This is a genomic window from Arthrobacter sp. TJ-238 (assembly GCF_058269215.1).
Map to the genome: position 1 here is coordinate 179522 of NZ_JBZCNH010000007.1, position 13420 is coordinate 192941.

Here is a 13420-nt window from a genome sequence, read left to right on the forward strand (position 1 = left end):
AGTCTCAGGACGTCCAGATACGCCGGTATCCGGTGCCGTCCGGGTAGCGCTCCATGAAACCGTGGTCGACGAGCGCGCGCCGCAGGGTGGGGATGTCGCGGGTGACGGTGGCGAGCAGCCGGTTGACCTCCGGTTCGCTGATCTCCTCGTCCGCCGGGAGCAGCCGCTCGGCGAGGTGCGCCAGCAGGTCGGTGCGGTCCTGCCCGGCGCGCGGCAGGCCGTCGATCCGCCCGTCCCTGAAGAACCGGTCCACGCCCTTCGGCGTGCCCGGTCCGGCGGCTGCGAGCACCTCCTTGAACAGCCCGCCCGCGACGGTGAGCTCCGGTGTCAACAGCCCGGCGTCGACGAGGCGGTGCACCTCCCGGGGCGACGCCTCGAGCGGTTGCCCGAGGACGGCCCGCGCATACAGCCCGCGGGAGCGCTCTCCCGCGAGCGTGGACAGGACCTTCTGCCAGGACGGAGTGGTCATGGGTGCCTCTCGGTGGGCGGCGGATCGGTGAGGGATCGGATGAGGTCGGCAGGTCCGGCGAGCGTGACCGCGGCGAGTCGCTCGGCCTCGGTGGGGCCGCCGTCGAGCACGGACCGCAGCGGAGGCCGGACGACGACGACGCCCGCCTCCTCGGCGATGAGGGCGCCGGCCGCGATGTCGTGTTCGTTGAGGCCGCGCTCGGCGAAGGCGTCGAGGGTGCCGTCGGCCACCAGGCACAGGTCGAGGGCGGCCGAGCCGAGGCGGCGGATGTCGCCGAACCCGTGCAGGAGCGCGCCGAGGTCCCCGACCTGCGCGGCCCGGGTCGCGGCGTCGTACGAGAAGCCCGTGGCGAGCAGCCGCCCGCGCTCGGCGCCCGGTCCGGCGAGGCGGCGCACCCTGGTCCGGTCGCTGAGCCAGGCGCCGCCGCCGCGGGACGCCCAGTAGATGCGGCCGAGGGCGGGGGCATGCACGGCGCCGGCGAGCCAGGTGTCGTTCTCGTCGGCAGCGGCGACCGACGTGCCGTAGTAGACGATGCCGCGGATGAAGTTGGTGGTGCCGTCGAGGGGGTCGATCGACCAGCGGATGCGGACGCCGTCGTGCCTGCCGGAGGGCACCGTGGTGCCGAGCTCCTCGCCGGTGATGATGTCGTGCGGGCGGGAGTCCCCGATCACGGAGCGCACCGCCCGCTCGGCGGCGAGGTCGTACGCCGTCACCCAGTCGCTGTCCGAGCTCTTGCTGGTCGCCTCGAGCGCCGACGGGTCCCTGCGTGAGAGCACCTCGGCTCCGGCAGCCGCGGCGTGCCGGGCCACGTGCAGGAGTGCGCCCGGCGAGGCCGCGGGACTCATGCGGTGGTCCCGGCGGCCGATCCGCCGGCTCCGGCCTCCAGCTCCTCGGCGACCTCGGCGTCCTCGCTTGGGTCCCCGGCTGGGACTCCGTCCGGTTCGCCGTCCGGTCCCTCGCCGTCCGGTCCGCCGCCCGCCGCGGCCGGTCCGTTCGCGAGCAGGGCCGTGAAGCCGTCCTCGTCCAGCACGGGGATGCCGAGCGCCTCGGCCTTCTCGAGCTTGGTGCCCGCGTTCTCGCCGGCCACCAGGTAGCTCGTGTTCTTCGACACCGATCCCGCGGCCTTGCCGCCGCGCGTGATGATGGCTTCCTTCGCCTCGTCGCGGTTGTAGCGCTCGAGGGATCCGGTGACCACGATGGTGAGGCCCTCGAGGGTGCGCGGGGTGCTCTCGTCCGCCTCGTCCTCCATGCGCACGCCCGCCGCCGCCCACCGGTCCACGATCTCCCGGTGCCAGTCCTCCGCGAACCACTCCCTGAGCGCGACGGCGATGGTGGGGCCCACGCCGTCGACGTGCGCGAGCTCCTCCTCGCTCGCGGCACGGATGCGGTCCATGGAGCCGAACGCGGTGGCGAGGGCACGCGACGCGGTGGGGCCGACGTGCCGGATGGACAGGGCGACGAGGACGCGCCACAGCGGCTGCTTCTTCGCCTTCTCCAGCTCGGTGAAGAGCTTGCGGGTGGTGGCGCTCGGCTCGGACGGCTTCTTGGCGGTGCCCTTCGAGTAGAAGTAGGGCACCAGCTCGCGTCCCGTCACCACGCCCTTGACCTTCTTGTCCCGCTCGATCCGGACGTCGGCCAGCTTCTCCGGCGTGAGGTCGAAGATCTCGGCCTCGGTGGTGATCGGCGGCACCGCGGGTTCGGCGGGCTGGGTCAGGGCGATCGCCGCCTCCCAGCCGAGCGCCTCGATGTCGAACGCGCCCCGGCCGGCGAGGTGGAACACGCGCTCGCGCAGCTGCGAGGGGCAGGAGCGGGCGTTGGGGCAGCGGATGTCGACGTCGCCCTCCTTCGCCGGCTGCAGCGGGGTGCCGCAGGACGGGCACTCGGTGGGCATGACGAACTCGCGGACCTCCGCGGGGTCGCGCAGGGCCATGACCGGTCCCACGATCTCGGGGATGACGTCGCCGGCCTTCCGCAGCACCACGATGTCGCCGATCATGACGCCCTTGGCCTTCACGACCTCCTGGTTGTGGAGCGTGGCCATACCGACGGTCGACCCGGCGACCTTCACGGGTTCCATCAGGCCGTACGGCGTGACACGGCCGGTGCGGCCCACGTTCACGAGGATGTCGAGCAGCCTCGTGTTCACTTCCTCGGGCGGGTACTTGTACGCCACGGACCAGCGCGGCACGCGGGACGTGTGGCCGAGCGCCCGCTGCAGCGCGAAGCTGTCCACCTTCACCACGATGCCGTCGATCTCGTGCAGCAGGTCGTGGCGGTGTTCGCCGTAGTGCCCGATGAAGTCGATGACCTCGTCCTGCGTGGCGAGCACTTTGTAGTAGGGCGAGGTGGGGAGCCCCCAGGCCTTGAGGAGCTCGTAGGTCTCGGACTGCGTCTCGGCGGCCAGCCCGGTGCGCGCGCCGATGCCGTGCACGTACATGTCGAGGGGACGCTCGGCCGTCATGGCCGGGTCCTTCTGCCGCAGCGAACCGGCGGCGGCGTTCCTCGGGTTGGCGAACGGTGCCTTGCCGGCGGCGACCATCCGCTCGTTGAGCTGCGCGAACTCCCTTGTGGGGAAGAAGACCTCACCGCGGATCTCCACCTCCTCGGGATGGTCGCTGCCCGCGAGGTGCCGCGGGATGGAGGCGATGGTGAGGACGTTGTGCGTGATGTCCTCCCCCGTCACGCCATCACCCCGCGTGGCGGCGCGGACCAGTTCGCCGTCGCGGTACAGCAGGTTCACGGCGAGGCCATCGATCTTGAGTTCCGTCAGCCAGGCGATCGCCGCGCCGGGGCTGCGCTGCTCGACACCGGCGGACGCCCGGTCCAGCCAGGCCTTCAGCTCGTCGAGGGAGAAGACGTCCTCGAGGCTGTACATGCGGGCGAGGTGGTTTACGGGGGCGAAGGCGGCGGACACCTCCCCGCCCACCTCCTGCGTGGGCGAGTCGTTCGCGACGATCTCCGGGTGCAGCGCCTCCAGCTCCTCGAGCCTCCGGAAGAGCGCGTCGAACTCCGCGTCGGAGATAGTGGGGGCGGCGTCCTGGTAGTACGCGGTGCGGTGCGCCCGGATCTCCTCGGCGAGCTGCGCGTACTCCGTCCGGAGTTCGTCCCCCGGCGGCTGACGCTCGGCGGATCCGGCGGTCTGGGCTGCGTCTTCGGTTCCTGTGGTCACTTTCCTTATCTTGCCCTAAGGCCCTGACACCGGCCACCGGCATACCGGGGTGCCAGGGGCGACGCAGCGCGGCACCGGTGACCCACGGTTCTTGCCGCCGCGCGACGTCCCCGGGGCATCCTGCGCAGCCGCCGCAGCCGCCGGTGCCGCCTCAGGACGACGTCGCCCGGGTTCGTCTCCAGCGCCCTGCGGAGGCTCGCCATGATCGGATCATCGAGTGCTTCGGCCGTGAGCGGCTCCGCCGTCCTCCTGCGGTTCGGTATCTGCGGGCGACGTCTCCGGGGCGAGCGGCTCCACGGCCGACGCCACGGAGGGATCGGCGACATCGGCCGGGACACTCGTCAGGACGAGGGCCGGACCGGTGGCGGCGTCATCGTCCGCGGGATCGGCTGCAGCGTGTGCCGGCGGCAGGTCGGGGTGCTCGCCGACTGCAGGTGAAGGCTCGGCTTCGAGCTCGGGATCCATGGCGCCGAGGGTTCCGGGCTCCGCGAGGGGCACCGCGGGCAGGGATGCGGTGTGCGGCCGGTCGGGGCCCGCCGTGCCCGCCTGCTGCGCGCCGCCGTCAGCGGCAGCACCGGCCGGCGCATCGGCATCAACGGCAGCATGCGTCGGCCTCCCGGCACCGGGGTCGGAACCGGCCGGGGTCGCCGTGATCGAGCATGCGAGGACGGCGCCTCCGACCAGGGGCAGCGACGGTCCCGAGCCCGCTGCCGGTCCGCAGGTCAGCGTGAAGGAGGAGAAGTCGTCATCGAGGAGGTGTTCGGCCCACGTGGGGGCCCGCTCCCCCGAGTAGGTGGCCGACCCGGTGGCGCCGGTGACCGTGAGGGTCACCGGACCCCGCAGGATCACGTGCAGGCCCCCTGCGGTCGAGGCGAGGGCGAACGGCGCCATGGCTGCCGGGTCCACTCCGGCTCCGCCGCTCACGAGGGGGAGGAGCGGGATGATCCCGGCGTCGTCGACCATCGCGTCCCAGACCGCGCCGACGGTGGTTCGTGCGGATCGGGCGGGAAACGCGGCGAGGATCCCCCCGCGCGCGAGCACCGTCCAGTCGCCGGAGGTGTAGGCGTAGGTCAGCGCTACGCGCCGGTCCTCAGTCATGGCTGACCCCCGCGGGCTGCCGTCCCGACGGTCCGTCCGCGGGGTCCGTCAGCCGGACCGCGTGGGCTCCCGCGGGCATCGGTCCGCCGTCGGACGTCGGGCGGTCGGAGGAGGCACCACCGGAGGAGGCACCACCGGGCGGTGCCGGGTGGGTGCCGGTCTCGACGGCGTGGCCGGTATCCGCCGCGAAGGTGCCGCCGCGCGGTGCCGTAGTCTGCCGCACTGCGTCGTCGGCCACTCCGGCGGCGTCGACGATGATCAGGGTCACGTTGTCACGCGCGCCGGAGCGGAGGGTCGCCTCGACGAGTTCCTCACAGGCCTGCTGCGGGTCCCGCACCGTGCTCAGGACGGTGTAGATGTCATCGTCGGTGACCTCGCCGCTGAGGCCGTCCGAGCAGATGAGGATGCGGTCGCCCTCCTCGACGGGCAGGAGCCAGAAATCGGCCTCGGCGTCGTCGCCCGTGCCGAGCGCGCGCGTGACCACGTGCCGGCGCGGGTGCGTGCGGGCCTCCTCCTGCGAGATGGTGCCGATGTCCACGAGTTCCTGAACCTCGGAGTGGTCCACCGAGATCTGCCCGAACTGCCCCTGGCTGAGGCGATAGGTCCGGGAGTCCCCCACGTTGAAGAACAGCCAGGAGGGGACCCCGGCCTCCTGTACGAGGACCACGCCGCTGAGCGTCGTCCCGGCCTGGCCGCCGGCCTGCCGACGGATCTCGCGGTCGGCGTCCTCGATGAGTTCCTCGAGGTCCGCCGCCGAGAACTCGGGCAGGTGGCGGCCGATGATTGGGCTGCCCCCCAGCGTGCGGACGCAGATGCCGCTGGCGATCTCCCCCGCCTCATGGCCGCCCATGCCGTCGGCCACCGCGAAGATGGGCTCGGACGCGACCAGGGAGTCCTCGTTGAGTTCCCTGCGCAGTCCCCGGTCGGTCGCGAAGCCATAGGTGACGCGGACGTCGCGGGGCGCGGTGGAGGGCACGGGTCGACCGATCACGGCCGCACCACCAGGACGCTGCGGTCGGAGGCCCGCAGTCCCCCGCCCTCGACGCGGACGTGCAGATGGGTCCCGGACGCCGGGCGCCCTTGGTCACAGGATGCGGTGAGCTCGTCGATCATCTCCCCATTCTGCCCTGCGGGGTTCCTCCACCCCCGGCAGGCACCGCCCCGCGGGTCGATGCCTGCCGGGCGGCGGAGACTGCCGGGCCGCGGAGGCTGCCCCCACGCCGGCGTTCCCGTCGCGGGGAGGCCCCGCGGTCAGTCGAGGACGATCCCCGTGCCCGTCCCCTGGGCCAGGGTCACGGGGCGCACCTCGCCGAAGCCGCGCACCTGGCGCGGCTCGTGGGGCGTGAGGACGAACTTCTCGTTCTGCGTGAGCGTCGCGGCCGTGCCGGAGTCCACGAGCACCTCACCGGGTTCGGCGAGCGCCGTGAGGCGGGCGGCGAGGTTCACGGTGGGCCCGTAGATGTCGCCGAGCCGGGACAGCACGCGGCCCCACACGAGCGAGCAGCGGGCCGAGGGGAGGAACTCGTCCTCGGAGAACGCCTTGGACAGCGCGAGGGAGATCTCCGCCCCGGCCTCCGGGGATTCCGCGATGTAGAGCACCTCGTCGCCGATGGTCTTCACGAGCCGCCCGCCGCCCACCGAGATGATCTCCGCGCTCTTGTTCTCGAACCGCTGCACGAGCTGCGCGAGGGTGCGCTCGTTCATCTGCCGGGAGAGGCTCGTGTAGGAGACGAGGTCCGCGAAGCCGACGGCGCGGGCGAGCGGCAGCGGCGCGTCCTGCTCGTCGCCGTCGCGTCCCGCCTCGCTGGAGCGCAGGCCCGATTCGGCGCGCAGCGCGAGCCGCTGGACGGCCGCGTTCATCTGCCTGCGCCACGCGTACACGAGGGTCTTCTCGAGGGGCTCGATGAGGTCCGGCAGCTCGGAGACGAGGGTCTTCCGCGCATCCGCGTCCGTCAGTCCGCGCTGCGCCACCATCTCCTCCACGATGGCCTCGATCTGCCAGACCACCATGCGGTCCGTCATCTGGCCCACGGCCCGGGTGATCGAGATGGCGGCGTCCTCGGTAAGTTGCTCCTGGCGCACCAGGTCGATGATCGTGGTGAGCGCCTGGAGGTCCTTCTCGGTGAACGCGATGTCGTCGTCGCTGATGTTCGGGAAGCCCATGGCACGCCACAGCTTCCGCGCGGACAAAAGGGATACGCCCGCGCCGGCGGCGATGTCGCGGCGCTTGAGGGTGCGTTCGGCGCCGAGGAGTTCCCGTTCGAGGCGGCGGATGGTCTCGCGGTCCAGCTCGGAGGGACCGGACGACGCCTGGCCGGCGGCGCCCGTTGCCATGTCGGACTGCAGCTGCCAGACGGCCTTCGGGGAGGTGGTGGCGGGAGCGTCGGCGGCATCGTCGATCCTGTCCGCGTCCGGGATGATCTCCTCGGGGTGCGGGGAGGTCGCGGCCGGCTGACCGGACTCGTGGCGGTCCTCGCCTGTCACGACTGCTCGCCTCTCCGTTGCTGCTGCGCCCATCCCCGCTGCGCCCGCTCCTGCGCCACGGGTGGCCCGCCGTGGGCGTACTGCGGGTCGATCTCCATGTCTACACCATCGAACATGCGTGTCAGCGGGAGCTCGCCGATCGCCTGCACCACGTACTCCTTGAACGTGGCGACCTGCGGCACGTTCGGGTAGGCGTGCGCGCGGTCGAAGCCGAGATCCACCACCAGCGTCCCGCTGCGCACCATGCGCTGCACGAGGCCCTGCTCGGTCTGGAGCTGGGAGATCGCGGACAGGTTGATCTGGTGCTCGGTGCGTCGGGTGGCGCCGCGCCGGTGGATGAGCCGCATGCTCGTGAGCACGTACCGGTTGCCGGACCAGCGGACGAGGGGCCGGACCGTGAACCGGAACAGCAGGAGCGCGACGGCGGCGAGCGCCGCGAGTGCGATCACCGGCTGCCACTCGGCGAGGCCCGGGATGGATCTGCCGGTCAGGTACCCGAGGCCGAAGCCGCCGACGCCGAGGAGCACGAAGCCCGCGAGGACCGGGCCGACGAGCGGCAACGGGTTGGGCCGGGTGCGGACGAGGACCCGTTCCCCCGGCAGCAGCTTGATCCGCACGGGCTACGCCTGCGGGCGGAGGTGCACGACCTCGCCCGCCGAGACGGTGTGGCGTTCGCCGTCGTCGTCGCGCACGATCAGCGCACCCTGCGCGTCGAGGGCCAGGGCGCGCCCGCTGAGCAGGCCGCCGCCGGGCAGTTCGGCCCGGACGTCCTGGCCGAGGGTCGCCATGCGGCCGCCCACCCGCGCGTGGAGGGACGGACCGCCGTCCCATGCGGCCTCGGCGTCGCCGTCCACGTCGCAGAAGGCGCGGTACGCGTCGGCGAACGAGCGCAGGAAGGACTTCAGGAGGATGTTCCGGTCGGTGGTACCCGCGTACTCGAGCAACAGACTGGTGGCCGTGGGGACGGGGAGCTCGTCGTCGGTGAGGCTGACGTTGAGTCCCACCCCGACGACGACGGCGGGCGGCTCGGCACCGGCGCCGGGTACGAACTGCGCGAGTACCCCGGCGAGCTTCCGGCCGTCGACGGTGACGTCGTTGGGCCACTTCAGCTGCGGGGCGATCTCGGTGCGCTCCTCGATGCTCTCCGCGAGCGCAAGGGCAGCCAGCAGCGAGAACCAGGAGTAGGCAACGGTGGGCACGGGCCTGCCGTGGCGGTTGAAGGGCCGCAGGAGCACGCTCACGAAGAGCGAGGACCGCTCGGGGGCCACCCAGCTGCGGCCCAGCCGCCCCCGGCCCGCGGTCTGCACCTCGGCTCCGAGGACGCTGAGATCCGGCCAGCCCGCCGCCTCGCGCTGCGCGTGCTCCACGAGGTCCGTGTTCGTGGACCCCGTCCGGGGCACGATGTCCAGGCGCGAGAACGGACCCGACGGCATGCACAGCGCTGTCCTCAGCGCGCCGAGGTTCAGGCCCGGGCGCTCGAGATTGGAGTAGCGGGAGGACATGGCATCGATCTTATCCGGAGCACCTCCCCCCGGACCGACATCCTCCCCTGACGGCCGGCCCCGGTACAGGAGCCGGGCGTCAGAGGAAGATGTCCGGGACGAGCTGGTCCTCGGCCGCTCCGAGGCTGTACCCGGTGAGGTCGGTGATGCCTTCCTCGCGCAATACCTGCTCGTCGGTGTAGAAGTGCCCGGTGCAGCTGCCGGCCTCGCGGACCAGGATGGCGTGGGCGGCGTCGGCGACGATCCCGGGGCTGCGGGCCGCCTGGACCATGCGGCCACCGCCCGGCATGTTGCGGATGGCCGCGGTGTCGATCAGGGTGGCGGGCCAGAGCGAGTTCACGGCCACGCCCTCGTCCTTCAGCTCCTCCGCGAGCCCCAGCGTGGTCAGGCTCATCCCGTACTTCGCCATGGTGTACGCCAGGTGCATCCCGGCCCACCGCGGCGCGAGGTTCAGGGGCGGCGAGAGCGTGAGGATGTGGGGGTTCGCGGACCTGCTCAGCGCGTCGAGGGAGAACTTGCTCAGCATGAAGGTGCCGCGGACATTGATGTCCGCCATGAGGTCGTAGCGCTTCATGTCGACGTCGGGCGTCTTCGACAGATCGATCGCGGAGGCGTTGTTGACCACGATGTCGATGCCGCCGAAGGTGCTCACCGCGGCGTCCACCGCGGCGCGGACGTCGCCGTCGTTCCGCACGTCGCCGACGATCGGCAGGGCGCGCCCGCCGGCCGCCTCGATCTGCTCGGCGGCCGTGTACACGGTGCCCTCGAGCTTCGGGTGCGGCTCGCCGGTCTTGGCCATGAGGGCCACGTTCGCGCCGTCGCGGGCGGCCCGGAGCGCGATCGCCAGTCCGATGCCGCGGCTCCCACCGGACATGATGATGGTGCGTCCGGCCAGCGTGGCACCTGTGACGCGGCCGGTCCTCGCCACGTCGGAGAGCTGGGCTTCGTTGCGTGCAGTCATGGCTCCACCATAAGCAGGGGACGGGATGCCACGGCGCCGCGACGCACCGATGTTACCCGCGGGTAACATCACCTGCCCGGCTAAGCGATGGGGGCCGAAACTGTAGACGTCCTACAACGGCGGGTCCTTTGATCCTCACTAGACTGAAAGAATTGCGCCGCGGGTTGGAGGAAACCTCCAGCCGTCGGGGCACGCCCTTCCACGCGCCGACCATCGACCGCCGACCGGAGTATTCATGCATCAGGACCTGCAGCCCGACCTCACCACGACGGCCGGGAAGCTCGCTGACTTCCGGAGGCGCAAGGCGCTCTCCGAGCAGCCCTCCGGTCCCGAGGCGGTCGAGAGGCAGCACGCGCGCGGCAAGAACACCGCCCGCGAGCGCATCGACCTGCTCGTGGACGAGGGCTCCTTCGTCGAGTTCGACGCCCTCGCGGTGCACCGTTCCACCGCGTTCGGCATGGAGCGGAAGAAACCGCTGGGCGACGGCGTGGTTTCCGGCTACGCCACCGTGGACGGCCGGCTCATCGCGATCTACAGCCAGGACTTCACGGTCTACGGCGGGTCTCTCAGCCAGGTCAACGGCGAGAAGATCGTGAAGGTGCAGGAGTTCGCGCTGCGCAACGGCTGTCCCGTGATCGGTATCAACGACGGCGGCGGCGCCCGCATCCAGGAGGGCGTCGCATCGCTGGCGATGTTCGCGGACATCTTCCGGAACAACGTCCACGCCTCGGGTGTGGTCCCGCAGATCTCCCTCATCATGGGTCCGTGCGCGGGAGGCGCGGCCTATTCCCCCGCCCTGACCGACTTCGTGGTCATGGTGGACAAGACCTCCCACATGTTCATCACGGGCCCGGACGTCATCAAGACGGTCACCGGTGAGGACGTGGACATGGAGACTCTCGGCGGGGCCCGGCAGCACAACACGACGACGGGCACCTCCGCCTATCTCGCCTCCGACGAGGCCGACGCCATCGGTTTCGTGCGCGAACTCCTCGATTTCCTGCCGTCGAACAACCTCGCGGAGGCCCCGCTCACGGCGTTCCTGGAGGAGCCCGAGGTGACGGACGACGACCTCGCCCTCGACGAGCTGATCCCCGACGCGGCGAACCAGCCGTACGACATGCACGCCGTCATCGCGGCCGTCGTGGACGACGGGCACTTCCTCGAGCTGCAGTCCCTGTATGCGCCGAACGTGGTCACCGGATACGCCCGGGTGGAGGGGCACACCGTCGGGATCGTGGCCAACCAGCCCCTGCAGTTCGCGGGGACGCTGGACATCAACGCGTCCGAGAAGGCTGCGCGCTTCGTGCGGCACTGCGACGCGTTCAACATCCCCATCCTGACCCTCGTGGACGTGCCCGGGTTCCTGCCCGGCAAGGACCAGGAGTTCCAGGGCATCATCCGGCGCGGCGCCAAGCTGCTTTACGCCTACGCGGAGGCCACCGTGCCGAAGCTGACCGTCATCACGCGCAAGGCGTACGGCGGCGCGTACATCGTCATGGGTTCCAAGAAGCTCGGCGCGGACCTCAACCTCGCCTGGCCCACCGCGCAGATCGGGGTCATGGGTGCCCAGGGCGCGGTCAACATCCTCTACCGCGGGCAGCTCAAGGCCGTCGCCGAGGCCGGCGGGGACGTCGAGGCCGCGCGGGCCGACGTCGTGCAGCAGTACGAGGAGGAACTGCTGAACCCGTACCAGGCGGCCCAGCTCGGCTACGTCGACGCCGTCATCGCCCCGTCCGAGACGCGTCTGCAGATCGTCCGCGGGCTGCGCGCCCTGCGGGACAAGCGGGCGTCGAACCCCGCCAAGAAGCACGGGAACATCCCGCTGTGAGCGGCGCGAACCCCGCCGGCGACCCGGCAGCCAACTCCACCGACAGCCCCGCCGGCAATCCCACCGACAATCCCGCCGGCCTTTCGGTGGTGTCCGGCCGTCCGACCGACGAGGAGCTCGCAGCCCTCACCGCCGTCGTCGTCACCCTCCAGGGTGCAGGCGTGGCCGACGACGCCCCGGACCACGGTCGGTCCTGGGTGCGGCGGGCCCTGCTGCGGCTGGGACCGACGCCCGGACCCGGGTCCTGGCGGCGGAGCGTCCGCTAGGTCCCGTCGTCCCCGTGCCGCCATGTGTCGGCGCTGCTACCGATCGCCGCGCGGATCCGCCACGGTTCCCATGACGACCGGGAGTCCGGTCGCCTCGTGGACGAGCTGGTAGCCGAAGGGCCGGTCGAGGGAGATGCTGAGATCCGGCAGCATCGGCATGCTTGTCATCCGCATCGCGAACTGCGTCACCGCTGCGGCGATGGTCCCTTTCTCCGCCACCGTGATGTTGGCGGTCTGCGCGCCGCCGGAGACCTCGGTCCCGGGCCGGATGGCGCTGAAATCGGGATCGGAGCCGAGAGTCTCCTCGAGTCCCATGGTTCGAAGGAGGCCGATCAGGTCCTGGGTGTACTCGTGGTCCCAGGTGGGTAGCGCGACCATCACGGGAACGGGCCCGGCTGTATCCAGGGCGTCCGCGATGTCGGCGAGTTCGTGGTCGTCCCAGACGGGTGCGGCGCCTTCGTCGGGCAGGACGAGCCGCAGGAAGAACCCGTCCCCGTACGGCAGATCGATGCCGCTCCACCCCGCGCCGTGGGCGTGCCGCACCGTGGGCGAGGCGTGCATCGTCGGGACGTCGACCGTCTCCCCACTCGCCAGGGTGAAGGGGACGTCGCTCGTGGAGGTGGCGTCGAAGGGCTTCTTCCAGGCTGCGGCGAAATAGACCGTGGTGAGCAGCGACAGTGTGGCGTCGGGGTCGGGCTCCAGTGGGGCCTTCACGATGCGGCCGCCGGTCTCCTGGGAGATCCAGTCGTCGATGCGGGCCGCCGCCGAGGGGTCGGCGAAGTCCACCGGGTAGACACCTGCGCCGTACTGCTGTGCCAGGACGTCGAGGAAGGTTTCGCCGGTCTCGCCGTCCTCCGGGACGAAGACGGCGTCGGCCAGGTGCAGCAGCGGTCTGGCGGGCGGGTTCTCCTCGTCGACGTCCCCGGGATCACCGTCGAACTGCTGCACGCTCGCGAGCAATGCGTTCATGGCTTCGTGGTGGTGGTCGGTGAGTCCCAGCACGGTGTCCAGTTCGTCCGCCGTCGTGGTCCCGGCGCCGGCGCGCAGCATCGAGAGGGCATGGAGCGCGCCGAGCGGGCTGGTGACCTGGTTGATGTACGGCGTCGCGGTGAGTGCTGCCCCGAGCCGATAGGAGGTCCGCAGCAGGGCTGCCTGCGCCTCGGCATGCTGATCCTGCTGCACGACCACGCGCTCCACGGGGGACTTCTGCCGGTTCGGTGCGGCGGCCGTCGTCCCGGTTCGTCGTATCTTCTGTGTGCGTGGCTGATCCATGGTCTCCCCTGGGACTCCGACGGGTCCGGTGTCGGCCCGACTGTTCGCTGCGCCCCACGGTAGACCCGTCGACGCCGGAGAGCCATGAAATGAAGGGAACAACTCAATGACGGATCGATCGTCTTCCCGATGGTGGAGAACATGTCGATCGCGTTTATCGGATCGGCGTAATACCGGTTTATCCACATAGTCTCGCGGCAATATGGGGGGCCCTTATCGTGTCCGTGGCGGGCGGGAGAATAACGGGTATGAGGACGAATGCGCAGTACCGGGAAGAATGCGAGCGGATCGACGCCCGTATCCTGTCCCTCGCCGCGCAGAAAGCCCGCATCGACGCGGACCTGGCGGTGGCCACCGAGGAGCTGCGG

Annotated in this window: 13 protein-coding genes; 2 read left to right on the forward strand and 11 right to left on the reverse strand. The window is 71.2% G+C overall.

From position 1 onward, the window contains the following. Positions 1-4: 4 nt before the first annotated feature. The 10 genes from AC4D2O_RS15935 to AC4D2O_RS15980 all read right to left on the reverse strand — a co-directional run bounded on the left by AC4D2O_RS15935 (position 5) and on the right by AC4D2O_RS15980 (position 9683). Complete coding sequence (locus AC4D2O_RS15935; protein WP_490908316.1) at positions 5-469, reverse strand: DUF2087 domain-containing protein; 465 nt, start codon at positions 467-469, stop codon at positions 5-7. Beyond that, entirely contained in the window at positions 466-1314 is an 849-nt protein-coding gene (locus AC4D2O_RS15940) for an inositol monophosphatase family protein (RefSeq protein ID WP_490908317.1), read from the reverse strand. Before AC4D2O_RS15940 ends, AC4D2O_RS15935 begins: the two co-directional genes overlap by 4 nt. Beyond that, positions 1311-3638: an NAD-dependent DNA ligase LigA gene (gene ligA, locus AC4D2O_RS15945; protein ID WP_490908318.1), complete on the reverse strand. Its 2328-nt coding sequence runs from the start codon at positions 3636-3638 to the stop codon at positions 1311-1313. The genes AC4D2O_RS15940 and ligA overlap by 4 nt, the downstream gene beginning before the upstream one ends. Positions 3639-3848: 210 nt before the next feature. Continuing rightward, positions 3849-4736 (reverse strand): hypothetical protein, encoded by an 888-nt coding sequence (locus AC4D2O_RS15950; RefSeq protein WP_490908319.1) that lies wholly within the window; start codon positions 4734-4736, stop codon positions 3849-3851. After that, positions 4729-5727: a PP2C family protein-serine/threonine phosphatase gene (locus AC4D2O_RS15955; protein WP_490908320.1), complete on the reverse strand. Its 999-nt coding sequence runs from the start codon at positions 5725-5727 to the stop codon at positions 4729-4731. Before AC4D2O_RS15955 ends, AC4D2O_RS15950 begins: the two co-directional genes overlap by 8 nt. Continuing rightward, entirely contained in the window at positions 5724-5849 is a 126-nt protein-coding gene (locus AC4D2O_RS15960) for a hypothetical protein (protein ID WP_490908321.1), read from the reverse strand. Before AC4D2O_RS15960 ends, AC4D2O_RS15955 begins: the two co-directional genes overlap by 4 nt. Before the next feature lie 138 nt (positions 5850-5987). Beyond that, on the reverse strand, positions 5988-7070 hold the full coding sequence (locus tag AC4D2O_RS15965) for an adenylate/guanylate cyclase domain-containing protein (protein WP_490908339.1): 1083 nt from the start codon (positions 7068-7070) through the stop codon (positions 5988-5990). A 146-nt stretch (positions 7071-7216) separates the two neighbouring features. Continuing rightward, on the reverse strand, positions 7217-7837 hold the full coding sequence (locus AC4D2O_RS15970; protein WP_490908322.1) for a PH domain-containing protein: 621 nt from the start codon (positions 7835-7837) through the stop codon (positions 7217-7219). 3 nt (positions 7838-7840) lie between these two features. Further along, entirely contained in the window at positions 7841-8722 is an 882-nt protein-coding gene (locus AC4D2O_RS15975; RefSeq protein ID WP_490908323.1) for a biotin--[acetyl-CoA-carboxylase] ligase, read from the reverse strand. Positions 8723-8801: 79 nt separating this feature from the next. Then, positions 8802-9683 carry an SDR family oxidoreductase gene (locus AC4D2O_RS15980; protein WP_490908324.1) on the reverse strand — a complete coding sequence of 294 codons (882 nt, stop codon included), beginning with the start codon at positions 9681-9683 and terminating at the stop codon, positions 8802-8804. Positions 9684-9930: 247 nt separating this feature from the next. Here AC4D2O_RS15980 and AC4D2O_RS15985 point away from each other — a divergent pair, with 247 nt between their 5' ends. Next, on the forward strand, positions 9931-11514 hold the full coding sequence (locus AC4D2O_RS15985) for an acyl-CoA carboxylase subunit beta (protein ID WP_490908340.1): 1584 nt from the start codon (positions 9931-9933) through the stop codon (positions 11512-11514). Further along, positions 11511-11780 carry an acyl-CoA carboxylase subunit epsilon gene (locus AC4D2O_RS15990; protein WP_490908325.1) on the forward strand — a complete coding sequence of 90 codons (270 nt, stop codon included), beginning with the start codon at positions 11511-11513 and terminating at the stop codon, positions 11778-11780. The genes AC4D2O_RS15985 and AC4D2O_RS15990 overlap by 4 nt, the downstream gene beginning before the upstream one ends. 36 nt (positions 11781-11816) lie before the next feature. Here the strand turns inward: AC4D2O_RS15990 and AC4D2O_RS15995 are convergent, their stop codons facing one another. Continuing rightward, complete coding sequence (locus AC4D2O_RS15995) at positions 11817-13052, reverse strand: serpin family protein (protein WP_490908326.1); 1236 nt, start codon at positions 13050-13052, stop codon at positions 11817-11819. Positions 13053-13420 lie beyond the last annotated feature (368 nt).